This is a genomic window from Leptospira weilii (genome assembly GCF_006874765.1).
Taxonomy (GTDB): Bacteria; Spirochaetota; Leptospiria; order Leptospirales; family Leptospiraceae; genus Leptospira; species Leptospira weilii.
The window spans coordinates 852,501-877,500 of record NZ_CP040840.1 but is presented as its reverse complement, the minus strand read 5'-3'; the positions used below and the strand labels follow the sequence as shown (position 1 = coordinate 877,500).

At 39.7% G+C, this 25,000-nt stretch carries 21 protein-coding genes and 2 pseudogenes (2 of these 23 only partly in view); 14 read left to right on the top strand and 9 right to left on the bottom strand.

Annotated elements, in window-relative coordinates; translation table 11 throughout:
* Positions 1 to 69 carry the end of a hypothetical protein gene (locus tag FHG67_RS04235; RefSeq protein WP_004499216.1) on the top strand. It extends 120 nt beyond the left edge of the window, so only the last 69 of its 189 coding nucleotides appear in the window; its start codon lies beyond the left edge, outside the window; it ends in the stop codon at positions 67 to 69.
* Between the two features lie 84 nt (positions 70 to 153).
* Here FHG67_RS04235 and FHG67_RS04230 read toward each other — a convergent pair whose 3' ends face one another.
* Positions 154 to 1,077 (bottom strand): FecR domain-containing protein, encoded by a 924-nt coding sequence (locus FHG67_RS04230; protein WP_004499289.1) that lies wholly within the window; start codon positions 1,075 to 1,077, stop codon positions 154 to 156.
* A 1-nt stretch (position 1,078) separates the two neighbouring features.
* Positions 1,079 to 2,884, bottom strand: coding sequence for an adenylate/guanylate cyclase domain-containing protein (locus tag FHG67_RS04225; protein WP_004495858.1), 1,806 nt, complete (start codon positions 2,882 to 2,884; stop codon positions 1,079 to 1,081).
* An 812-nt stretch (positions 2,885 to 3,696) separates the two neighbouring features.
* Between FHG67_RS04225 and FHG67_RS22630 the strand changes: the two are divergent.
* The 9 genes and pseudogenes from FHG67_RS22630 (at position 3,697) to FHG67_RS04165 (ending at position 13,016) form a co-directional block, all read left to right on the top strand.
* A pseudogene (locus FHG67_RS22630) lies at positions 3,697 to 4,158 on the top strand (DUF1564 family protein).
* A gap of 578 nt (positions 4,159 to 4,736) precedes the next feature.
* On the top strand, positions 4,737 to 5,051 hold the full coding sequence (locus FHG67_RS04200; RefSeq protein ID WP_036059684.1) for a hypothetical protein: 315 nt from the start codon (positions 4,737 to 4,739) through the stop codon (positions 5,049 to 5,051).
* A gap of 169 nt (positions 5,052 to 5,220) precedes the next feature.
* The gene (gene lipL48 / locus FHG67_RS04195) at positions 5,221 to 6,606 is read left to right on the top strand and encodes an oxidative stress response protein LipL48 (RefSeq protein ID WP_004501502.1); all 1,386 of its coding nucleotides are present in this window, start codon (positions 5,221 to 5,223) and stop codon (positions 6,604 to 6,606) included.
* Positions 6,607 to 6,648: 42 nt separating this feature from the next.
* Positions 6,649 to 7,272: an LA3241 family PerA/PerB upregulated protein gene (locus FHG67_RS04190; protein ID WP_004501488.1), complete on the top strand. Its 624-nt coding sequence runs from the start codon at positions 6,649 to 6,651 to the stop codon at positions 7,270 to 7,272.
* Entirely contained in the window at positions 7,269 to 10,229 is a 2,961-nt protein-coding gene (locus tag FHG67_RS04185; RefSeq protein WP_002617751.1) for a TonB-dependent receptor, read from the top strand. The genes FHG67_RS04190 and FHG67_RS04185 overlap by 4 nt, the downstream gene beginning before the upstream one ends.
* A 517-nt stretch (positions 10,230 to 10,746) precedes the next feature.
* A complete protein-coding gene (locus tag FHG67_RS04180) occupies positions 10,747 to 11,565 on the top strand; it encodes a MotA/TolQ/ExbB proton channel family protein (RefSeq protein ID WP_002617745.1) in 819 nt (272 codons plus the stop codon).
* Positions 11,566 to 11,583: 18 nt separating this feature from the next.
* A complete protein-coding gene (locus tag FHG67_RS04175) occupies positions 11,584 to 12,003 on the top strand; it encodes an ExbD/TolR family protein (protein WP_002617739.1) in 420 nt (139 codons plus the stop codon).
* A gap of 2 nt (positions 12,004 to 12,005) precedes the next feature.
* Positions 12,006 to 12,422 carry an ExbD/TolR family protein gene (locus tag FHG67_RS04170; protein WP_004499242.1) on the top strand — a complete coding sequence of 139 codons (417 nt, stop codon included), beginning with the start codon at positions 12,006 to 12,008 and terminating at the stop codon, positions 12,420 to 12,422.
* Between the two features lie 3 nt (positions 12,423 to 12,425).
* Entirely contained in the window at positions 12,426 to 13,016 is a 591-nt protein-coding gene (locus tag FHG67_RS04165; RefSeq protein WP_002617733.1) for an energy transducer TonB, read from the top strand.
* 636 nt (positions 13,017 to 13,652) lie between these two features.
* Here the strand turns inward: FHG67_RS04165 and FHG67_RS04160 are convergent.
* Positions 13,653 to 15,182 (bottom strand): YceK/YidQ family lipoprotein, encoded by a 1,530-nt coding sequence (locus FHG67_RS04160; RefSeq protein ID WP_004499295.1) that lies wholly within the window; start codon positions 15,180 to 15,182, stop codon positions 13,653 to 13,655.
* 229 nt (positions 15,183 to 15,411) lie between these two features.
* Between FHG67_RS04160 and FHG67_RS04150 the strand changes: the two genes are divergently transcribed.
* A complete protein-coding gene (locus FHG67_RS04150) occupies positions 15,412 to 16,440 on the top strand; it encodes a mechanosensitive ion channel family protein (RefSeq protein WP_004495883.1) in 1,029 nt (342 codons plus the stop codon).
* 13 nt (positions 16,441 to 16,453) lie between these two features.
* Positions 16,454 to 17,299 (top strand): LA_0991 family prenyltransferase-like protein, encoded by an 846-nt coding sequence (locus FHG67_RS04145; RefSeq protein WP_004495956.1) that lies wholly within the window; start codon positions 16,454 to 16,456, stop codon positions 17,297 to 17,299.
* Here FHG67_RS04145 and FHG67_RS04140 read toward each other — a convergent pair.
* Positions 17,271 to 17,990 (bottom strand): fatty acid desaturase CarF family protein, encoded by a 720-nt coding sequence (locus tag FHG67_RS04140; protein WP_004499214.1) that lies wholly within the window; start codon positions 17,988 to 17,990, stop codon positions 17,271 to 17,273. The genes FHG67_RS04145 and FHG67_RS04140 overlap by 29 nt on opposite strands.
* Before the next feature lie 123 nt (positions 17,991 to 18,113).
* Between FHG67_RS04140 and FHG67_RS22190 the strand changes: the two are divergent.
* A pseudogene (locus FHG67_RS22190) lies at positions 18,114 to 18,286 on the top strand (DUF2721 domain-containing protein); the annotation flags it as partial.
* Between the two features lie 498 nt (positions 18,287 to 18,784).
* On the top strand, positions 18,785 to 19,732 hold the full coding sequence (locus FHG67_RS04135) for a fumarylacetoacetate hydrolase family protein (protein ID WP_002616826.1): 948 nt from the start codon (positions 18,785 to 18,787) through the stop codon (positions 19,730 to 19,732).
* A gap of 214 nt (positions 19,733 to 19,946) precedes the next feature.
* Here the strand turns inward: FHG67_RS04135 and FHG67_RS04130 are convergent, their stop codons facing one another.
* The 5 genes from FHG67_RS04130 to greA all read right to left on the bottom strand — a co-directional run.
* Positions 19,947 to 20,825, bottom strand: coding sequence for an alpha/beta fold hydrolase (locus tag FHG67_RS04130; protein WP_004499217.1), 879 nt, complete (start codon positions 20,823 to 20,825; stop codon positions 19,947 to 19,949).
* Positions 20,826 to 20,850: 25 nt separating this feature from the next.
* Positions 20,851 to 22,149, bottom strand: coding sequence for an adenylate/guanylate cyclase domain-containing protein (locus FHG67_RS04125; protein WP_004499191.1), 1,299 nt, complete (start codon positions 22,147 to 22,149; stop codon positions 20,851 to 20,853).
* 267 nt (positions 22,150 to 22,416) lie between these two features.
* On the bottom strand, positions 22,417 to 23,514 hold the full coding sequence (locus tag FHG67_RS04120) for an ATP-grasp domain-containing protein (protein ID WP_004496050.1): 1,098 nt from the start codon (positions 23,512 to 23,514) through the stop codon (positions 22,417 to 22,419).
* Positions 23,515 to 23,575: 61 nt separating this feature from the next.
* Positions 23,576 to 24,109 carry a hypothetical protein gene (locus tag FHG67_RS04115; protein WP_004499201.1) on the bottom strand — a complete coding sequence of 178 codons (534 nt, stop codon included), beginning with the start codon at positions 24,107 to 24,109 and terminating at the stop codon, positions 23,576 to 23,578.
* Between the two features lie 224 nt (positions 24,110 to 24,333).
* Positions 24,334 to 25,000, bottom strand: the final stretch of a protein-coding gene (greA, locus tag FHG67_RS04110) for a transcription elongation factor GreA (protein WP_016760996.1). 2,114 nt of this gene lie beyond the right edge of the window; 667 of the gene's 2,781 nt are visible here — the last part of the coding sequence; its start codon lies beyond the right edge, outside the window; the stop codon is at positions 24,334 to 24,336.

The following is a 25,000-nucleotide window of genomic DNA, read 5'->3' as shown; positions in this document are numbered from 1 at the left end:
TTTCATGATAAAGAAGGATTTACCCACAACATCGAATCCCTGACACCGGCCGACGTGGTTCCGACTTGAGTCGCTCTATTTTTCAGCTTCGCCGAAAGTGGAATTATGACGCTCCGCTATAATTCCACTAACTCGCTCTCTAAGGAGCGCTCGTTACATCCGTAAAAATTCTTTTTGTTCCCTATATTCTCTCTCTCTTCTACGTTTTTCCTTTTCTTGCCTGAGTAATTCCTCAGACATCCGTTTTTGTTTTTTTACTTCTGATAAAGAACGACTATGATGCCTGGATTCCGGGTTAGACTCTGAATTTTTGAATTCTTCATTCTTTTTGTTTACGGTAGGATCGGATACTTTTCGGACCTTGTCGTAATCGTAATTCTGTTTTTGAGCATTGTCTTCGAAGGTGGAATTTGATTCAATCGATGAACTTGAATTTGCGGTCTCTGACTCTTGAAGGGACTGGGTGGTTTGAATATCCGCCGCGACAGGAAATAATTTTTCAAACTCGTCTAGGGATTTTTTAGGCAGCATCGGAAATGGATTGCTCGGATCGACTTTGACACTACCCGAAACAATCGCGTATTCGAGAGTCTTTTGATTTTTCTTTTTTTCCACATTTACGACTCCTTCCACGAGTTTCAAAACTCCGTCGCCGGAACGAATCCCAAGAGAGGAAGTATTTTCTTTACTATTCGATTTTCTCGTAATTTGTAAGCCGCCCTCGGAAATTTCCAAATTTGCCCGATTATCCAAATAGTCGATAAAGATCATAGAATTTTCCGCAATCGTAATCTCACTTCCGTCCAAAAGTCTGATTTTTGCCTGAGAATTTTCGGAGGTTAAAATTGTATCTCTGTTTTGGAGCGAGTTTCCGATTTTAATTTCTTTCCAGACCACTTCGGAGTCATATTTTCTTTTGACCGTATTAGATTTATAAAGAATAGTCCCGATTACTTTTTGCGAACCTTGATAACCGTATCGAGTATAATCGTATATAAATATTACGGTAAATACTACGATATTGAATATAAGAAGAAATAGAATTGGTCTATCGCCTGAAAAAAATCGGGCCTTCATATTATTCTTTAGACCTGCCCGATTTGAAATCCATCCCGATTTGCTTTCGAAGTTCCTTCAAGTTTTTAGGACAGTTTTTATCTTTAGAATGTCCTAAAACCGCGTAGATGGTTTGTAGGGACTTTTTTCCCTTCACCTGGATTGGCTTTAGTTTTGTCACGTTGAAGATTCCTTTTACTTTTTCGTAGGAGTTCCCGGTAATTAAGATATCTGCTCCGAATACTTTCGTCAAAGATTCCACTCTAGAGGCAAGATTTACCGCATCACCAATGACCGTATATTCGAGTCTATCTTCGGAGCCGATCTGTCCCGCGATGACTTCTCCAGTGTTGATTCCGATACCAATAAAAATTTTTGGTCTTTTATCGGTTCCGCGCCCTTTGTTAAATTCAACCAAACTCTTACGCATATCAAGCGCGGCCAGAATCGCCTTTTCGGTGTCGGAATCCTTATGACCTAATTCTCCCCAAACGGCCATGATCGCATCGCCGATGTATTTGTTGATGTTTCCCTCATGCTTGTTGATACATTTTACCATCGCTGTAAAATATTGATTTAAAAATTCAACGACGAGTTCCGGTTCGATTTTTTCCGAAATGGAAGTAAAACTGCGGATATCGGAAAACAAAATCGCACACTCCCGTTTGTCTCCTCCAAGTTTGACTTCTCCTTTGAGGACCATTTCGGCAATATCTTTGTTTACGAATTTTCCGAAAGCATCCTTCATCTTATCCCGATCGGACAACCCTTTGCCCATTTCCACAAAGGAAGAGGTAAGCCTTCCGATTTCGTCCCCCGATTCAGGTTTTAGGTCAATGTGAAAGTTTCCGCGTTCGATTTGTTTGGATGCGTCTACTAGTTTTAGAATCGGTCTTGTGAGTCTTCTTGAATAAAAGAATACAAATAAAATCGAAATATTTACGACTACGATCATGAGATAAATATTTCTTTTCTGAATGTTATAAACCGCTTCAAAAGCCTTCTTTTCCGAGGCGCTAGAAACTACCCCGAGCCCAGCATATCCGATTCTTCTAAAGGAACCCAGGTAAAATTGATCGTCTTTTCCCCTATAACGAGTTTGTCCATTACTGATCGTACTTTCCAACAAATTCTTAACGATCGGATCGTCACTAAAATCGGTCGGTTGTATTACCAAATTCGAATCGGAATGTGCGACTAACTTTCCTTCATCGTCTACGAGAAAAAACTGGGTAATTCCGGACGTTTTAAAAGAATCTAATATGGAATCCATTCTCACTAAAGAAACAAGCACGGCTGAATTAACCCCACTTCCGAGAACGATGGAAAGATATAACACAGGTCTGCGAAAATCCGGGGACACATTAAAGACCTGAGGTTTCCCGATTTGGGCTTTGTTTCGTCTATTTAAATACTTGCGTACGATTTTGTCTGCGCTATCAGGGGAAATCTTGAAATTTTTGAGAGCGGATTCGTTAACGATTCGTTTCACTCCCACATAATTCGGTCCTTCCTTTCTGAAAATTTTCAGATAAAAAATGTCTTCGTCATTTTGGAGAATATCCTCGTCCGACCCTTCCGAACCAACAACGGACCTAGCGAGAAGCAAAGAACGTTTCGTAAGCGAAGCTATATCGGAACGCACTTTTTGACTGATCACGTTGGTCAGTTTCAAGTTATTTTCCTTAATACGGATTTCATTATCCGACCTAAAAAAATACGTGGCGAGAGCGATGATTGATCCTAAAGAAACCAAAATAATGAATGAAATGATCACCATTAGTTTCTGGCGAATATTCCAGTTGTACAAATTGAGGAATGAATTCATAACGTTTCCATTCGAGTTCTTTATCCGATAAAAGAATCCTATTTCATTCAATAGAATTTATAAAACAACACTATTTTACAGATCCTTTTAAAAGGATCGGTTTCATAAAGCTCAAAATCGAGTCATTCATTTTTTTGGACTATAATTTTTTAATTTATAATAAAAAAATAGAAATTATAAATTAGAAACATAACGCTTTAGAGTCAATCCGTCTTCTACATTACGCCTAAAAACCTCTTTTAAAAGGTTTTTGAAAAATTGTATCGAATTTAGTAAACTATTCTTAAAAAGACATCATTTTATAAAAGCAACAAACGACAATCTTGCCTAACTTTATCTTAATGAGGCATGAAGTCAAAATCTATGGTTTTTCATTAAGCCCACTTACAGCGCATCCCAAACCTGCGGGAGCGATCTTTAGAGAGCGACGGTACTTGAGTTTTTCTGCTGAACAGCTGATAATTCAACAGAACGCTTCCGATGAGGCGCTCGATAGAAACCAGGCGCCTCGCTTCATTGGCGTTCAACGCCTGTCCCCACCGAATGCCTTCTTTTGGGGCGGTATTCAGGAAGTGAGATGTTTTAGTTTTTTTTGAGACAGGATTTAACCTAACGCAAATGCGATGTTAAGGAATCGGATGTGGAGCTCCTACTACCTTTAAGGTCTCACGACGAACTCACATTAAAATATGTCGGATTTCTTTTCTATGGCTTACCAAACTATCTCTTTCTCATTTTTTGAAAATTTTTTCTCTTTTGCCCGATTAAAATTTTCAAAAAAATCGAGTCTGTCTCATTCTTTCTAAGATCGTATGGAATACTTGTCGCTCAATTCCGATCCTGAAATCAATTCGATTCTTCAAGAAAGCCGTTCTGAAACGGTTATCTTTTGATTCCAGAAGATACTTGGTTTCGTTTTCCTGAAAAAGATTTGAAACTTCTTCCAAAGAAAATTCCTCAATTTTTGAAAATATATGGGAAGTTTCTTTCTGCTTCGGTAAAAAAGTTGGGCGAGTCTTGTATCAACCCAGTTCGGGAAAACGAAAGGAAACGAGTCAACGTTCAAGGGAACTCTATCGTTGATACTTGGGTAGTCCTCTTACCGTTATACCTTCACTTAGACTTGCCAAACAACCAAGTTATACGAAAGACTCCGCTCTGAACCGGAAACCTACTTTCACACTTTGGAATATAAAAGATTGGTGCCGTCGAAAACATCTTCCGTTCGCAATCTAAAACGAGTTCTGCGCAAAGAAATCGAAATATTTTTTTGAATTCTCGTGGACTTACAATGCGAACTCCTTTGCAAGAATAAAGAAAGTGAACACATCTTACGATCGATTGATAGGGAACGTAATATTTCGATCATTCAAACGAATTGCCACTCGGACGAATTTAAATAATATCATTATAATCTTATTTATAAAATTATAATTTTTGAATATAAATATAAAAATCTGAAATTCCTGATTTGACTTATTTTTTGAGAACCGCCTTACTTTTGCAAAATCGAACATTTATTTTTAATTACTATTTTCATACGTCCGAGTAGTAACGACGCACAATTATCAAAAAACTTGCTACCATAAACATCGGAAGCGAATAGATGCATTATAAATTAAATATTACATTACAATTTATTAAAATATAATCTTTATTCCATTTGCCAATTCCAATTTTCATCAAGCCTTATTTTCTCCGCTTTCACCAAGAAAACACAAAACAGACCCGAACAAGCGTAGATCTTTATCACAATCTTTAATGCGATTGTAACAATACATCCGTTTTTCGTGTTGTAGGATTTTATAAAGATGAGAAGGGATCATCATTCTCAAATGCAAAAGGTTACAAAATGATTACAAGGCTATCGATATTTCTTATCTTGTTCGCATCACTCTTTTTAAACGCTCTTTTTGCGGACACCGTAAAAAACATTAAAACGAACGAAGTGATCGAAAACGTCAAAACGTCCGAAAACGCGCAAGGCATCCTTGTCGAATACGAGGACGGAACAGAACGCGGCTTTAAAAAGGAAGCGATTACGATCGAAAAAAAAGAAATAGCATGGGCAAAAAAAGAAGAGCCGAAAATGGAAACGAAAGAAGATCGTTATCTCGCTTTGAGCTCGATGAGCTTACTCTTAATCCTATTCTTCGCACTTCCGTGAGAATTCCTTCGACCCTACTGCTCATCTTCGAAGCTTTGGTCCTCTAGGAGGCACTTTTATCAAAACATTCGAAAGTTATGGGAATTATACCAGTTTGTAACTTATACGTAACTACTTATATTTATCTTAGCCTAAGACCTTCTACGGTTTATTCCCAAGGAGTATAAAAATGGAATCAACTTTCTCACAAAGGACTTCGCTCTTCATCATAAGCGTAGCCCTATTACTTTCTTCCTTTGTAAATTGCAAAGAAGACAAACAAGACAACAATCTATTGATGGCTCTCATTCTTTTGACGGGGACCAATGAAAACGCCGGAGCTGCGATCTGCGACGGAGCATCCATTCAAGGCGGAAACACAGTTCTTTCCGGAAACATCACATCGAGCCAAAACTTTGCGGCTTACTCTTCCTCATCCATCAACGGAATCGTAAAAGTAAAAAGCGGAACAACTCTAACCTTCGAAAGAGGTTCCGTAATTTTCGGAACGGCAGGTTCCGCTTTGATCATCGAATCAGGAGCCAAGATCGTAACGAACGGAGATGTTAACGCTCCCGTATGTTTCACTTCCTCCAAAACTGTCGGCAACAGAGCGCCGGGCGATTGGGGCGGAATTTTGATCGTAGGCGACGGTATAGGTTCCAGAGCAGCGGCACAAAACACGGAAGGCGGAGCCGGCCTTCAGTATAATAGCGGCGCTAACGACAACGGAAGTTCCGGTAGCCTTTCTTATACGATCGTCGAATTTGCAGGAAACGAAGTTTCACCCGGGGACGAGTTGAACGGAATGTCTCTATACGTAGTTGGAAGCGGAACCACTCTGGACCATGTTCAAGTCCACAGACACCTGGATGACGGCATCGAATCTTGGGGCGGAGCTTGGACCGGGAAATACCTTCTGCTGACAGGCGGAATGGACGACGACTTGGATCTGGACGAAGCATTCACCGGAAAAGTCCAATTTTTGATCTCTCATAAATATCCAACCTCTTGCGGGGGAACCGTTTCTACGGATCCTCACGGATTTGAAATGGATGGAACTCATAGCGGTGGAACCGTTTCCGCAACCTCTAAGACCACCACGAATGTAAAGCTTTCCAACTTTACCCTCCTCGGAAAAAAAGTATCCAACGGATTTGGTGCGAGACTGAGAGAAGGACTCCAAGGAAAATTCACCAACGGAATCATCTACGGATTTCAGTCCGGAAATATCGATTGTGTACTGAACGCAACCGCCGGAGGTCCCGGAACCTCTCCAACTTTCACCGACGTTCTGGTCGAAGCGGCTAAATCGAACGGAAACACAGCAGGTTGTGCGTTGCCGAGTACCGGTCTAACCTCACTTCCGGTGGTTTCCTTAGGTTCGGGAGATTCAGACAACTGTGCGTTTGCGACCAAACCGGACTATCAACCTTCCGGAGAAGCGTCTTCCATCTCGACGTCCGCACTTACCGCACAATCCTCGGATTCGTTTTTTACCGATAACACAACTTACGGCGGTATGCTCAGTGGTTTGAACTGGGCTTCTGGATGGACCGTTTACAGAGCAAGATAACTTTAACAGAGGATTCCCAAAAAAGGAATCCTCTTCCAAAATATGTTTCAGAATCATAAATTCATTTTTTTTAATATTCCCTTGTTGGTTCTTTTATCAACTCCAATGTTCTATTGCAAAGAAAAAGGACAACGCCCCGACTTCGAGAAGGACCTTAAAGATTCAAAACTCGTCTCAGAAATCCGGAAAGATCGGGAAATTCTAAAATCGGAAATCAAAGAATCATATACTCTTCAAAACTCGTCTCAATCCGTAGAAGAAGCGCTTAAAAAAGCGCTTACGGAAATACGGGATAATCCAAATCTATCGGACGATCTGCTTCATTATTCGTGCAGTCCGGAAGAAATCAGAAAAATATATCTTCCCAATAACTTGGATCAGAACAACATCGCAGCGAATTCTAAAATAGAAGACTCGATGTACCTGATTCTCCTCAGAAGAACCGCAGGAATAAGTAAAATCCGACAAAATCTTCTAGGAAAAAAAGGGCCCATTAAAGCGCTTCCCCTCGTTAAACCGTATAACGTCCGTAAGCTGACAAATATAAACGGATACATTATGGGGGAATTCCTTCTACAAGTCGGATTAATAACGATCCGAATCGATGAAATTAAACTCATTATAGAACATAAAAATCAATTTAAAGTTTGTACGTACGGAACATGAAACATAAAACAATCTATTTATTATTCTTTTTCTCAATGATAACAAGTCCCATATTCGGACAAACAACTGGGAAGTTAGGCGGAAAAGTAGTCGATTCGGAATCGGGTGATCCGGTTTTCGGAACGGTCGTAATCGTTCGTTCGATCAAAGCGGCGACACGAAGCGACTTTGACGGAAAATATGAACTCAATCTTCCCCCGGGCGAACACACCGTGGAATTTCAGATGATCGGATTTGCCACACAATTCAAGAAAGTAACAATCAGTCCTGAAACTCGACTTTCCTTAAACGTCGTCATGGGAGCGAAACTTCTCGATACGGTGGAAGTGCAAGGACGGGGTCTTGAAAATTCGGATTCCGCTTTATTGGCTTTGCAAAGAAAAAGCGGAATCATCTCCGACGGAATCAGCGAGGAATCGATTAAAAAAAGTCCGGATTCGTCCGCAGGAGACGTTCTCAGAAGAGTTACGGGAATCACTCTCGTAGGTGGTAAATTTATTTTCGTCCGCGGTCTCGGCGAAAGATATTCCAATACGATTCTAAACGATTCCATGATCCCTTCTCCCGAACCGGATAAACGGATCGTACCTTTGGATTTATTTCCGGCCGGAGTAATCAAAAACATTCGAGTTTCCAAAACCGCCTCGGCGGAAGATTCCGCAGAATTCTCCGGAGGAATCGTCAAAATAGAAACCAAAGAATATCCCGATAATCTTTCACTCTCCGTTTCATTGGGAGTCGGAAAAAATACTCAAGTCGCCGGTCATAAATTCAAATCCTTTAATACAGGCGATATGCATAATAACTTCGGTTTGGTTTCCAAAAAACAAGAACTTCCGGATATGATCTCAGGCTTGCCAAAAGCGATTCCTTTTGTGGAAGGAGATCGTTTCGGCGGAATTCCGGGCAACCTAATGAAAGTAGGCGCCTTGTCCTTCAATCAGGAATGGTCTCCCAAAGAGGAAGATTCTCCCTTTAACAAATCGTTTAGCATCTCCGCCGGTAATTCGTTTAAAACGGAAAAATGGGGAAGATTCGGGGTTCTTGCGGGAACAACTTACAACCGAAGTTACAGCTATCGCGAAGAGGCGAACGCCCGCTTCCAAGCCTCTAATCCGATTTCTCTTTATTTAAAAGATTCTAATATGTTGAGACCGCTCAATCAGAATAATCTTAAAATTTACGGGGAAGAAGTTCTTTGGGGAAACAATCTAAACCTCGCATACGAACCTAAAGTCGGACAGCAGTTCTTTATCAAAACCTTATATTCGGTCCAATCCGATAAGACGGTTCGTGAGGGAGACGGCGCAAATTACATCGATAATTTCAACTTCAAATCCACAAACCTAAGCTATATCAGTAGAACCATCTTCAATAACACATTGGGCGGCGAACATGAAATCAATGCGTTCGGCTCAAGATCCCATAAAGTGGAATGGAACGTCAACTATGCGTTAGCCGAAAGAGACGAACCCAACGCCAGAAATCAAGCCTGGTCCCAAGGCGGAACCGATCTTGCGAACGGTTTTAGAAGATTGGGAAACAATCCCGACGGAACAAGATATTTTTCGAATACGGAGGATACGGTCAGAAGCCAATCCCTCAAATACGAAATTCCGTTCAACCAATGGGACGGTCTTCAGAGTAAGTTAAAATTCGGAATCAGTAATCTGGATCGATTCAAACATTTCGAATTCAGGGAAATCGCTCAAAGGAACTTTAACGGAAGCGACAAGGATTATATCTATCCGATTCCCGGAGAAATCGTCTATAATCCTTTGAATTACGTGAACGGAAATAGGAAAGTGTACGAACGCGCTTCCGGCAACAATGCCTACGACGCTTCCCAGGCGTTACGCGCGGCCTTTACCCAATTGGAAGTCCCGGTTCTCGCAAAGTTAAAAACGATCTTCGGAGTAAGATACGAGGATAGTTATCAAAAGACGCAAACCTACGATCTTAAGAACAGCTGGAGCGGATTCAATACAAGCTACGGTTGTAAAACAAATTCAGAAGAGGAACGATTACTATTAGTCAGATCCAACATATGCGATGCAAATAACGTAGGAATCGGGGAACTACGAACGAAGGATAAACTACCTTCCGCAAACGTGGTCTGGGAACTCGTAAAAGACATGAATCTCAGATTCGGATATTCTCAAACGCTTACAAGACCGGACCTAAGGGAACTTTCCCCTTTCGGTTTTGCGGCCTATTTTCAAGCGGATCGAATTTTCGGTAACGCAAGTCTTCAAAGGACCTACATTCACAATTACGATGCCAGATGGGAATATTATCTTACGAATACGGATTATATAGGCGTCGGAGCCTTCTTTAAGAATCTTTCGAATCCGATCGAGTTGATCGGATTACCCGTAGCGGGAAGTGCGAATTTGGTTTATAAATACGCGAATGCTCAACAGGCAACAATTCGAGGCATCGAATTAGACTATCGCAGGGAACTTCTTTGGTGGCTTAAAGTCGAAGCGAACGTCTTCTTCATTAAATCGAGAGTGGACGTGATCGACGCGAACATCTACGGTTTTATCGCGACAGGTCAAGTGGATCCGATTTCCACTTACTCGGCCTATGCCCCTACTACGCTCAACCGCTCTCTTCAAGGTCAGTCCGACTTTGTCGCCAATTTTAAAGTGGACTTGTTCGTATCAAAAAGCAAAAAACATAATATAGGTTTATACTATAATTATTTCAGCGACAGAATCGCTTTAGTTGGTTCCGACGGCGTTCCCAACGCGATCCAAAAAGGAACCGGAACTTCCGACGTGGTCTATATTTACAGACACAACGATCGCTTCGATTTCAGATCCTCCGTTAGAAATGTCATGAACAGTCAATTCAAAATTACTCAAACGGATCCACTAACGGGACAAGAATACGTGTTTCAAAAATACAGAACAGGTTTGGATATTTCTTTTTCCGCTACATATAAACTTTAACCAGATTTGAAAGAGACGGTATCGCCGTCTCTTTCAAAGGAAATAAAAGCTGAATATACTAACGAATTTGCGCTTACAAAATTCTACATAGAAACTGCAAGCTTCTAACATTCTATCGCTCTCTACGGAAAACAACCGTTGGTTGTATTTGTCCTTATACTCTGCCCTTCAAAAAAAACCACATCAAGTTTCATCAGAAATATTCATACGAAATGAAGAATGAAATATTTCAAGGAACGATTACCCCTACTCATCTCTACATAATAGAGTGTCCAAAATTCTGCGTCTAACGCGGGATTTGCGCTCAAATGAACGTATTCTATTTTTAGGGGTCGGTAAAACACACCCGCTACTCTCCACATATTTTTTTGGGAAATAAAGAAATAAGTCATCGATTCACGCAGAGTCAATAAATTGAGAATTAAGTTTCCTCAAAATTTCAGATCCGTAATTCTTTTGTAATTATCCGGTAACAAATCAAAAGTATATTACAGAAACATTTAAATCGGAGACGTCGATGAAATTTTCCTCTATAAAAAAAGAATTTAAATGGGCAATGATCGTACTGATCATCTCAGGACTCATTTCTTTTTCCACATCCGTATCATTCGCACAAAATAAAACTTCGGAAACAACCAAGACGGAAGCATCCACTCCGACAATCCAAGAAACAAAAACCGAAACACCCGTTCAAACAAAGGATAAAAGTTGGGGATTCGTAGATCTTTTTCTTCTAGGCGGTTGGACTATGTATCCGTTAGCGTTTTCTTCGATCATCGCTTTGGGAATCATCCTTGAAAGAATTTATTTCTTAGCGACCGCGAAACTTCTTCCGAAAGGTTATAATATTGATTTGGGGGAAACTATGGACGCGAAAGGTTTAAACGCCGTCCAAGGTTTTCTTGACGAAAGAAAAGATTACAAGATCACTCAAGTTCTTTCGGGTGGAATCGACGTATCTTCCGGAGACGCTGAAATTTTCGCAAAAGGTGTGGAAAGAGAAGCGGCGGAAATAATTACGGTTTTGGAAAGAGGACTCGTAATTCTTGCGGCGGTATCCACGATCGCTCCTCTAATCGGATTTTTGGGAACGGTTTCCGGTATGATCAACGCGTTCGATGCGATCGCCAACGCTGACCAAGTAAACGCAAAAGTGGTCGCTGGCGGTATCAAAGAAGCATTGATTACGACGGCAGCGGGTTTAATCGTAGCAATTCCTGCAATGACGTTCCACCAATATCTGACTTCCAGAATCGACGGCTTTACTTCCGAAATCGAAGAAGCGGCCAACAGGATTTATAAGGAATTCCTAAAAAGGAATTCTCAAAAGGTTTAAGCCTTTTATCAAACACTTATGATCCGAATCAAAAAGAAACGCAATTTAGAAGAAATATCCGCGTCTTCGATGTCGGATATCGCATTTCTCTTACTGGTGTTTTTTATGGTAACAGCGGTATTCTTCGTAAAGGAAGGATTGAACATTCAGCTCCCCAGAAAAAACTCCAATCCGACTTTAGTTCTTCGAGAAAACATCTACGAGATCCTAATTACAGGAGATTTGGTTAAGATGAAGAATCAATCGATCGGAACGAAAGAATATCGCAACCTGATAGATTTCAGAGAAGAGCTCAATCTGATGGAAATTCCCGACATAGAAAACAAAGTCGCACTAATCAAAACCACGGGCGAAACAAAATACGGCAATATGCTGGATGCGTTATCCGTAGTGCAAATCCGAGGTTTTAAACAGATCTCAGTAAAAAGGCTAAAATAAACATGAGTTTAAAGAAGAAAAAAAATCCACCTTCAATTCCAGTCAGCTCGATGGCGGATATCGCCTTTTTACTTTTGGTTTTTTTCATGGTTACTTCTGTTTTAGATACGGATCCGGATCTACCAATCCTTCTTCCGGACGTTCCAGGCGGAGAACAGTTAAACAAAAAAATCGCGAACTTATATCTTAGCGCCGATAAGGACAAAGCGGTCTATTTCAATCAGGTTAGAATGCCTCTGAACGAAGCGATCAATCACGTAAGAGCGAAACTCTCAACGACTCCCGATCTTAAGGTTTTGATTCACGCCGATAAAAATTTACCTTATGCCGAACTGGACAACGCATTCGAATTCTTGAAGGAAGTCGGAGCGTTAAAAATTTCTCTCGTCACAAAGACTACACAAGGCGGAGGTCTTTGATTGATGGAAAGATCCAGTTCCATAATCGCCGTTCTTAGAAGGGGAAAACTCCGAAGATGGATCGATCGATATCGGATAGAATTTTTTCTTTCCGTCTCCTTTTTTCTCCAGATGTTCGTTCTGTTTTTTTGGTATACGCCTTCCGTCGAATTCAATCGATTGGATCGGCTCGTAGACGAGGTAGCGTTCGTCGACAATTTAGTTATACAAGAACCGAACGTAGGAGAAGCGGCCGACGACGGAGAATTCGAAGTAACCGATACGATTAAAAAGAAAGAAGATCCCAGAATCGCAGGAGCGCAAGACGCGATTATTTCAGGGGCAACAACCCCCGTGGACCTGACACCGAATGTCGTTCCCGACTATCCCTCGGAAGCCAGATCCGCCGGTATCACTGGAACTTCCACTCTCGAGTTAATTATTGCCGATAACGGACAAGTATTAAGAGTCCGGTCCGTCGGGAAATCTCTCGGGTTCGGCTTGGAAGAAGCGGCAATAAACGCCTTCTATAAAAAAAGATATTCCCCTTCCGTTCTTGACGGAAAACCGATCACGGTAAAAGTTCTCATTCCGGTTAGATTTAGTCTTTATTAATACATTTAAGTTTGAATATTATAAAAATAAAATATATAAAGTTGTGAATCACACTTTTACATAAAACATAAGACCGTGTCCCAAAACCATTCGATCTTATCAGAATCTCCGCGGATCGCTGCAATTGTTTTGAGTTTTCGGACAGACTTTAAATCAAATTCCAACAGAAATATTCTTAAGAATTCGAATCAACGAAAATTCTCCATTTACTGATCCCTATAAAATAGAGTACCGTTAATTTGGGCACAAATCCCATGTTTCAATGCAGAATTTTAGACACTCTATTATGTAGAGATGAGTAGAATGCGTTTTAAAATCAGACTTAATCATCTTTATTATCCCTGAGCCCAGGGATCAAAGCTTGCAATCCTTTTAAAACTTTTCATCATTTATCATATTTAAATCATTATATTTTATGAATATGATTTTACAGACCAGAATTTATACGTATTTTTGACATATATTTAACGTGAGTTCGGTGTAATAAAATAAGTAAGAATTTTCTAAAAGTAGAAGTCCCTACTTTTAGAATTTGTTCGTAAAATCGCGATTTGTTCTAGTTCCGCATTTTAAGAATAGATTTACAAAGTTCAAATTCCAATTATAGAAAAATGAATCACGCCGAGCTCACTTTATCTAAGGTCGTCTTTTCATCCATTCCGTAAATATCTTACGTTTACGAGAAAAATCATAATAAGGATTCTCCAAGGCAGTGTGAGGACTGTATAAGGATTCTTTTCCCAAAGAATATCGTTTCACCGCTAAGTCCGTTTTGGCTCCGTACTTCAATAATAATTGCAACGAATTTATGGATGCTTCATTGCTATCCTCTAAACAAAGAATCAAAAAAGTATCTTCTTCAATCCCATCAATCCAGCGACCGTTAACCAATAGGTTTTTTTTAAATCCATAGATCCGATTCGGATCCAGTCCCGCTTGTAACAATTTTTCCAGTATCTTAGGGGATCTCAGAACGGTAAGGATCATATTTCGATCGGATGCAAAATAGATACTGAAATCGGAAATGTGTCTTCCCACAAACTGTACGGAATCAGGATTATCGCTATCTAACGCTTTTTTAAATAAATTTCCAATAGAGGCTTTTGTTTCTTTCGGAAACTTTTGAAACGCTTTTTCCAAAGCAAAATGATTATAAGAGAGAACTCCGGATGAAATTGCTTCTTTCCAAACCGGATCCAAACTATTTTTCAAATGAGGAAAATCCTTACGAATCATTCCATCCAGTTCCAATAAAATTTGAATTTGATTCTTCCAAAATTCTTGATTCGTTTTCGGAAGTTCTAAGCTTGAACGGGTTTCGAAAGATTCAGAAGAACTTTGAGAACTAGGACTTCCTACAAAATAGGAGAAGTGCCGCTTATCGTATTCCTGCTCCGAGTAAAAAGTGGCAAACTCTTTGAATAAAACAGCGGTGTCTTTTTTATCTGAAAATTCGTGTAAAATTTTCTTTAAAACATCCGGATTACGAATGAAACCCCCTGTAGAAAAATAATTTCTCCATACGCTTTCAAAATATTTTTCCCATACAGTTTCCTCATACGTAGATTTATCTCTGAATTGTTCATAGATTATACCTACAATTTCAACGTGCTGTTTCAATTGCAGCTCCGGATCCATTTGTCCGTTAGACGAAATTGACATCAAATACTCTAAATCTTTACTGAGAGTAATTCCTTCCTTTTGTAAATTCCGAATGTTTCTCTCCAGATATGAAATAGACCTTAGCAAATGCTCTCTATCTATGTATTCACCGCCCTTTTCTTTTAAAATCAAACTTAGAATGTCCTTCGAAGCATTCTTTGCTATAAAAGTATAAAGTCGTTTTTTCCATTTTTTATAATACCATTCTTCAGACCCGGGCGAACCGGATTCCGCATATAAGTAATAGGGAAAAGTTAACGGCAAAAGAATGGTATCGAACACTAAAGTAAAAGGAAGATCGATTAGAATCAATATGCTCCAAAAACTTTCTGAAAACGGCTTAGGGGGATGTGTCCCCCAGATATAACGATCCAAAGCAGCCACCGTCCCGGAATACGGATAGATTCTCTCTTCTTTTCCCTGGAAAGTATATACAATAGCTGCCGTAGTATTACAACTCAATTGTAATAGAATTAAAACCGACACAAGGATCTTAGAAAACATAATAGAAACTAACCTATGTTTTCCGCAATATTTGCATAGCTCTTTAGGGATCCCGTTTATTTTTGCGGGAAGACAAAAACGACTTCTATTCTGTCGTTTTAAAATCTAAAATTCGAATCGAAGACCGGAGTTTGAACAAAAATCGACGCGATTCGGACTTAAGTTTACATCGAAATGAAATCAAACGATTTAATCTTGCACGATTTCAATCTGGAGAAAAACTGTTCCCATGGATTGGAATGAAATTCAAACCTGGATCCCCAAAGATTTCATTTTAGAATTAGGAAGAGCGACCGGAATTTTTCTTTTCGTATTACTATTCGGTTATATACTCGGGGACAGAATCGTTCCGAAATTCTCCGAACTTTTCTTTCAGAACAAACTTCAAAATTCACATCCTCTTTATAAAGCGGGCAGAAAAAGTGTCCGTTTATTATTTTTTCTGTTCGGGACCTTTTTGTTTTTAAAGTTTCTAAAACTTCCTTTCGGCTCCGAAGAATTCATATTTTTAAGTTACCGAATTGTTTCGATCATCCTTTTGACTTTTTCTTCCGTTCATCTGTTTTCAGCGGCCTTCGAAGCCTATTCCGAAAAAACGGAAGGACTCATTTCTTCCGCTTCGATTATCAACAACGTAACTCGGATCATTTTATTTGCCGTCGGAATTTTACTGATACTTCAATCTCTCGGCATTCCGATCGCGCCAATTCTGGGAGCACTCGGAGTCGGAGGGCTTGCAGTCGCTCTCGGCTTACAACCGACTTTTTCAAACTTATTTTCGGGCTTAAACATTCTACTCGGCAAACAACTCAAAAAAGGAGACTATGTACGATTGCAGGGAGAGGGAATGGAAGGACATGTGCAGGATATTACTTGGAGAAGCACGACGATCCGCAGATTCAATAACAGCACGATCGTAGTTCCGAACTCTGTCATGGCTTCTTCCGTGTTCACACGCTTCGACTTGCCCGCAAAAGAATTTTCGATTCAGATCGAAGCCGGTGTCGCTTATCAAACAGACTTGGAAAAAGTAGAATCTATGGCCGTCGATATCGGGAATGAAGTCTTAAGAAAATTCTACGGGTCTTCTTCGACCAGGGAAATTTCCTTCTCTTACCAAAAGTTCGATAAAAGTTCGATCAACTTCAAAATCGATCTTCCCTATCACGATTTTACGGACCAAGTTCCGATCAAACACGAATTCGTTAAACTTCTGCATTCCCGTTTTCAAAAGGAAGGAATCGAACTTCGCCTTTAGAACAAAAGTAAAAATGAACTTCAAAAGAATATTCTACTATTGGAATGTTTTAAGTATCGACATCATCTGCGGCGCGGTGGCCTCCGCTTGGTTCGCCTCTACCACTTTAAATACGAACATGAAGACAGCGTTCTGGCTCTTGCTCCCAACTGCGGTTTGGGTGATCTACAGCTCCGATCATCTGATCGACGGCTGGAAGCTAAAGGAAAAAAGCGCGAACCAAAGGCATAAATTTCATTACAAAAATAGAATATTCTTAAGCGTTATCACAGGCCTTATGGCGATCCTTTGTTTTGTTTGCGGAATTCTATTCTTAAGAGAATGGGTGGTTGTAGTCGCTCTAATTATAGGAGCTTTCGTAATTTTGCACGTTCTCTTTTCCTATCTTCAAGTTTCCTTTTTCTGGAAAGAATGCTCGGTATCGGTTCTTTACACTGCGGGAATTTGGTTCGCTCCGATTCTATCCACGACAAAAAATCGATCGGAAATCTGGCTTCCTTGCTGTTTATTTTTTTTAACCGCACTTTGTAATTCGTTCGTAAATTCTTATATGGAAAGAGAAGTCGATCAAAAAGAAAACGCCGAATCAATCCTGAGGCAGATTTCACCCGGAAATTTAAAGAAATCCGTCTTCGTATTAGCCTTAATCGGAATGGGATTGAATCTTTTTTGGATCGGAAAAAATCATGGATCGATTTTTCCCGAATTTTTTTATCTGAGTTCGGGTTATTGGATACCGGTCAACATTCTTATTTTCGAAAATTCTTTTCAAAAAAACCAGATTTACAGAATCCTCGGCGAAGGTTATTTTATCCTCGCTTGTTTACCCGTCATTTTTCGGAAATTGTTTCCAATTTGACAGGAGAAGGAATTCTTAAAATCCAGCGAAGACTTTCGTAAAACTTCAGGAATTTCAAAATCGGATTCAACCAACCCGTAGTGATACAAAAATACGTATCGTAGGGAGAAGTATGATGAATCTTATGATGTTCCGGACCTAGAATCAGTTTATATTTTTGTAAAGTTTGTATAAAGGCGAAAGGAGAATCCTGGTGCGCCCATTTATGAATCTGGTTGGTCGCAAAAATTCCCCAAAGGAGAAAGAACCAAAACACGGCGAGTAAGAAACTTAACAAGCTGCCCGATTCCCAAAAGAAAACATAATATATTAAAATAGGCAAAGAGACCAAACAATTGTTTCCGTTGGTTTCTATAAAATCATGTCTCGTGATTCCCTTCGGATCCACGTGATGATCTCTAAAAGGAAAAATAAACGCAGGTCCGAAAATAGGGGTTTTTTCAGAACCCACGCTATCTCCTAAAAAGTGGACCAATCCCGAAATAAAATCGGCTCCGAGCCAGGAAAACAAGGCCACCAAAGGTACGATCCAAACCAAGTAAAAATGAGATACGAACGCATTCGAAAAGATCCGGGCAAGTTGATAACCGAGATAAATCGAAAGTAAAACGAAAGCGACGACGCTCAATGTCTCGAAAATTCTATGAATTGTTAGATCCGGTTTTTGAAGTTGAGTTGGTTCTGATTGCATACGATTGCCTAGTGTATTCTTATTATAGATAAGAATTCAGGCGAGATTTTTTCCGAAAAGAAAGCCTTGATTTGAAAAAAACGGAACTTTATAACGGCTCATAATCTCTCTCCTTTGTTTGTGATGAATCCTCGTTCTTTCGATACTCCCCTTCCCGACTTCTTTCCTCCATACAAAATCATCTTTTAGGATTGGCAAATCTTGCGAGACAACTCATTAGAAGACATCAAGAACATAAAAATTCAGATCTTCTTTCACAGATTCGAAACCTTCGTTTTCGTCTCTCGCTCATTCGCCAGCGGTTCTCAAAAATTAAGTCAAATCGGGAAATCCTGACTTTTTAGAGGAATATTCTAATTTTCGAAATAAGTTTGTCATAGTGTTCTATTCGTGCATTCGAGTAGTATAAACGAAAAAAAGATTAAAAATTGCTCCCCAAACCTAAGAATCGTAAAAACTCATACTAGGTTTAACGACGAAAAGGTGATTTATTCATAGCTATATAATAAAGTACCCAATATTTTGCGTTGAAACAGTGCTTTGCGATGAAAATTAACGGTACTCGATTTTATAGAGATCAGCAAAAACATATAAGCTTATCAAAGAGACGTAATCTATGAGAGTTGCTACATTTTGTTATTCACGATTTAACAATCATGATCGTGATTCCTCCCAATGTTTTGGGACAAATCTTAAAATAAGTTTCTTAAAAATTTTTAATATACGGCTGATTTTCTTGATTCTAAACAGCAATTTTGAAACGCTCAATTTTTGACAAATAAGGAAACCCCTTCATGGCAAAGAACTACGTACGATTTTGCATAAAGAATTCAATCGAATGGGGAAAAATCGAAGATAATAAGATTTTTCCCTTAGATTGCGGAAACTCCGCCACGAAAGATTTTTTGGAATATATAAAGAAAAAAAGAAAAATCTCCAAACAAAAACCGATTTCCATCCAAGATGTTTCTATCCTATCTCCGATCACTGCACCTTGCCAAATTCTTTGTCAAGGCGCCAATTATAGACAACACCAAATCGAATCAGGACTCGATCCTGACGATAAGGTATATAACCTATTCTTCACAAAATCGGATGCATCTCTTTCTCCTCCGATAGGAAAGATCGTTCGTCCTTCTCACGTAAAACTTTTAGATTATGAGATCGAACTCGGTCTCGTATTCGGCAAGGCTTTCGATTCGACCTTAAAACTCGATTCCGAACGAATCAAGGAATACATAGCGGCCTTTTTTATGGCAAACGACGTGTCTGCGAGAGACATTCAGCTTTCTCAGATGCAATGGTATAAAGGAAAATCGTATCGAACCTTTTGTCCCGCGGGTCCTTATCTTACGGTTTTAGATCCAGAAGATTTTAATCTACTAAATCTCTTAGAACTGACTCTTCATGTAAACGGTCAAATCAGGCAAAAGGACACCGCTGCAAATCTCGTTTTTAAACCCGCAGAAAGTATCTTAGAACTATCACAGTTTTGTAATGTATCTCCGGGAGACGTGTTATTAACAGGAACGCCTTCCGGGTGTGCGCTTCGAGCTCCAGGAAAATTCATTCAAAAAATTGCAAGTTTCTTACCTGAAAGGAAAAAATGGGATCTTTTTGCCAAGAATCAGGAAAAACGGATTCAGTATTTACGTCCGGGGGACGTCATACGTTCCACAATTCGAACTCCGGATCTTAGAATCGATCTAGGAGAACAAATTTTGAACGTCGTAGGAGAGTAAGTCCGGCTAACCCTTTTAAGATATATGATTGATATCCACAATAAAATACGCGGTCAACAAATACCATCGCGGTAATTCCCACATCCGGTAAAAGACCTACTTTCTAAAATATGTTAGACCATTATTTTCACACTTTCTTGAGTAGAACGGTCGATCCGTAGACAACTTAATAACATAGTAAAATTCAGAAAAGTGAATATATTTTAAAATCGGTTCATCGAGCTGCTTCTAAAAATATACTTTCTAAAAGTTTTCTTCGAGTCCAAGGTATAAAATGACCTTCTGTCTCTAATGCCATCGCAGTAAGCTGTGACCGCGGAACCTGAGTTTTAAAAAATTCCAAATTCTGAAAAGGTACCAAAGAATCTTTCTTTCCATGGATCAAGATCATTTTGCAGGGAATATTTTTCCAGAATTTCTCCAAAATTTCCAGTTGGGATTTGAGGGGAAGCATTTCATCGTTGCTATTTTTGATCTCTCTTGGCAATAAGATTTTAACCCAATTCCAATCCGCGATTTTATTATACCAGCGAATTTCTTCTTCCTTTGAACTCAAAGGCGCCGCAAGAAGAACAAGAACATGAATTTTGTATGCGGAAGTCGTAGCGATTCTTGCCGCGATCGGGCCTCCGTAAGAATGTCCTACGAGTAAAATCCTCACTCCTTTGGATGTTTGAATCGTATTTAAAAAATTATGAATCGCTTTTCCTAAGATATAAGCTTGTTTTTCAACGTCGGGAATCCCTTCGTTCGGTTCCGATTTTCCGAAGCCCGGTCGATCCAGAGCCAATATGCAGTATTTCGCAGTTAAAATTTTGCTTCCCAAATACCAAGAGTAATTTTGCCATCCTCCCGGAGAACCGTGTATGAATATTAAAATATTCTGATTATTTGATTCACAACCGACGGCAACTCCATAAAACCTCTTCCCTTCTGCGTTTAAATAAAGTTCCCGAAGCTTCGCTCCGGATCCCTCAAGCTGAGTTATACTCTCTTCCGGCTGTTTTTTGAGATCTTCCGGTATAGAACAAAAAATTCCTGAAAAAAAGAGCCACGTTGAAAAGAAAAGGAATATGACTGAAGTCAATGGCATATAAGAAAATCCTAAAAATTTTTTCTTAGGGGGAAAATTCCCCCTTTTGGATCCGAGCATAAAGTCCGCGAAAAGTTTGATTTGGTTTTAACTCGTCCTGAGGATCGTGTAATTCTTCCCTGATTTTTTTTACAAGATACATGTCGATTTCACCTTTGTTTTTCGCTTTAATTTTCCCCCTGTGTTCGCAAACAAAAAAATCCTTAATCTTCTCGTAAGTTTCGCTTGATATATTCACTTCTCCGGGAATGCCGGAACTTTCCATGCGGCTTGCGGTGTTGACCGAATCTCCCCATATATCGTAGGCGAATTTTTCGGTTCCAACCACGCCGGCAACCACCGAACCCGTATGTATCCCAAGTCTAAGCTCCCAATAGGGTTGATGATCGATTTCCCTTTCTCGTTTTTTGAGGCGCATGAATTTTTGAAATTCAAGCCCACATAACACTGCGTCTATGGAATGAGTGTTATTTACAAGGGGAAGTCCGCCAGCGGCCATGTAGGCGTCTCCGATCGTTTTGATTTTTTCCATTCCGTGATTTTTAATGATGGAATCGAACTTCCGAAAAAAAAGATCAAGTTCGTTTAACAATTCCTCCGGCGACATCGTTTCCGCGATTTTCGTAAATCCGGCCATATCGGTAAAAAGCACCGTAACGCTCTCGTAACGTATGGGAATCACAAAATCGTTCTTCTTTAATTCTTCCGCGACAGTTTCGGGAAGAATGCTAAGCAGAAGCGAATCGGATTTTTTTCTTTCTATGTTCAAATTTCTCGTCAGGATAAAAATCAAAAGTCCGGTTAAAATCTGAACGAATAAATAATTTCCACCCGCGTCCAGATAACGTTCGGCCTCATTCGGATACATTTTAACGAGACCCCGATGAAAATATTCGATTCCATACAGAAACACACTTACGGCGGCATAAACCAAATAGACGATCCAAACGTTATGATTTCTAAGTAGAATCGTCGCGATCACAAGAGCGGGAATGAAATAGTAATGATTACCTCCTATCGAACCTCCGTTAAAGAACCACATCGAAGAAAGATAAACGAGAATGATAAGATTAAAGGGCCAAAACAACGAATAATAGATACTTTTCATTCTCGAAAGAAAATACATTCCGATAAGAAGAATTCCCGAAATGAAATTTAGAAGAAAAATCACAATAAAGTTTTCCAGATAAAAGGAAGAGAACGCGCCGAAAATGTTCAAGGCCCCGTTTACGAACGCGACCGTATTGAAAAGTCTATGTTCAAGGGATTTTCTTTTAGGATCACCGAACATAAAATAAACGATCTTAAGAACTTTGTCGCCCATGATTCTCACCTCATCCGCTCACGATTTGAAACGAAATCTTTTTGCCATAGTGTAATTTCGCAAACCATACTTTCAATTTTTAGATAATTCAAAAATTCACTCGTTCAATTGTTCCGACAAACGACTCGAAACAAAAATCACCTTGATTTTCAAACTTTGCTTTACGTTCTTTCGGAAGCATTTCGGAAATATAGTAATTGCGTCTCAGACATTTTCAAATCATCAATTCAAGACTCACGATGATGCAAACGGATATATAAAACTTTTTCAATCCGATCGATCGTTTATCTTTCGATTGCCTCCGTAAAAACGAATTACGGTTTTTATAATTTCACTTAAATTCGTTTTGGGAATCCCCCGTCCCCGATTTTCAGAGCCGATTTGAAAAAGCAAATTCCATTGTTTGAACAAAATCGCGTACATTTCCCAAAGAGAAAAATCGGGATCGTACAGATTCGTGGATTCGGAGGTGACTCCGTTCAGTTCCACAATTCCAAATTCTTTTCCCATTTTCAATTTTTCATCGGATCGATAACGAATATCGTATCTTCCGAAATAAAACCCGGAAAACGTTTTTGAAATTTGATCGATCTTTTGGGTAAGTTCTTCCGTGATTAAATAACTTCCGTCCGTAAAGAGAGTGCCTTGACAATGATTCCCCGCTTCGGCTAACCTTCTCTTTTCTCCTTTGGGCAGAACGGTCTCCCACTCTCTAATATGCCTTTCACGAAAGACCTTCCATTGGTATCGAAACCTAGGATGTTCTAAAATCAATTTTCCCAAACTGTCCGTACCGTTTCCCTCAAGAATCGGAAATGTTTTTCTTGTAATCGATAGAATTTTTCCCTTATCCTCTTTCGGAAAACGATAATAGAAAATTCCGGCCTCCTGCGGACCGGGATGATACTCCTGTACGATCAAGTCCACATTGGTTCCTTTCAGATATTCAAAGATCTCGTTCTCGCTTTTTACGAGCTTAACCCCGGAACCTCTTTGACCGGCATCCGGTTTAAGTATATAAGGAAATTTGAATTTTTCTTTAAACGTTTTTCGATTTACGAATTCGAATTCTTTTCGTAGATCCGATTCGACTCTGGATACTTTTAAAAACCTCAATACATGTTCGGAATCTATACTTTTCAAAATTTGTTCCTTGGATTCCCCGATCAAACCGCCGAGAGGAATCCCCGGATTGGCCGCACAAATCGTTCCGAATCCCTTGTAGCGAACCGTCAGATAAACGATATAGGGAACGACCGGAGCGTAAAAGAGCCAAGCCGGCCAAAATTCAGGTCGAATTAATTTTTTAATCCGTATTTTCCAGAAAGTAATTTTAAGTTTTGTCCAGAGACCCAAGGCTTCCATTGAAAAGATTCAGTTATACTGATTCAACAAGATTCGTTTCGAATTTCCTCAAGACAAATTCTTATGATTCGGAACGTTTAGTTCGTATATCTTTTTTCTGGAATTGGAGAGTCGATAGAGCGACTCCGAATTCTTCCGGTAAAGATACATTTCGTAAGAAACACTCCACACAAAGTTTGATAATTGCCATATGATGAATCGTATGATCCTGAACATATAAAAATTCCCGTTTAAGATTAGTTACAGTTTTTCCTTCGAGTCCCGTATTCGGATCGATAAGATATGCAAGTTCTATGATTTTGTTTTCGTCGATTTGCTCGAGCTTTCCTAATAGTTCGAAAATTTTATCTCTCGCGGCAAGAGGGGAGATTTCATAAAGCGGATCTCGTTTTCTTCGATCGTAAAATACGTTTGAAGTTTCAAGTCCGACGGTTAAATTTTCCAGAACCTCGATACAATGTCGAACGTGTTTCCCGATGCTTAAATCCGTCGATTGCGTGATATTTTTCGAATATTCCTCTTCTTTTACGACGGATAAAAAATCGGCAAGTTGGCCGAACGTATATTGAATATTTTTATATTGCGGGGATAACATCACGAAGTTCTTCGGGAGAAAACCTTCGAGGTTACAGGATGTGAAAGATTTTTCCTAAGAGCAAATGTAAATCTTAAGTTCTTATTTCAAAGAAAACTTACGGCTTATCAGAAAATTCAAATTTGCTATTATAAACAGACAAACTCAATGCTAAACTTTAACATTTTCCTCCATCAACAGTAAACCCAACGCAACCTTTTTATGGATTGGTTGGGCGGGTTGTTCTAATCTTCTTGGGTTTGTAAGGAAAACCTTCCGATCTCAAGAACCGTGTAACGGGTTTCCGCTCCCGTAAGATTCAAAACCGCAGAGTCCCCTACCTTTTTACCAAGTAAGGATTTAGCGAGAGGAGATTGATAGCTGATGATGTGTTTTTCCGTATCCGCATCCCAGGCGCCCAAAATAGAATAGGCTACCACTTCTCCGGTAGATTCGTTTTTGAGTTTTGCGGTAACCCCTATATTGATCTTGTCTGTTTTGACGTTAGTAAGATCCAGAATAATCGCACTCTTAATTTCCGCCTCGAGTCTTTTGATAGCGGCTTGCAACTGAACCTGACGTTCCATCGCGGCTTTGTATTCCGCGTTTTCCCGCAAGTCCCCTCTTTCTTGAGCTTCTCCGATATCCTTGGAGTTTTCCGGCATCTCGACATTGAGAAGATGTTCGAACTCTTCCTTCTTACGATTGAGAGCTCGCCTTGTGACCAAAATCGCACCTTCCGGAATCCGGTTGAGAATGTCGTCGTCCTCTTCATCTTCGTCCTCGTCTTCTTCCCAAGCGATGTCCGGTTTCAACTCTACGATCAAAGAATACAGACGTTCCTTTTCAAGATCAGTAAAATAAGGAACCTCTTTGTAAAGAGCGTATAACTTTCTAATGTATTCGGAGTCT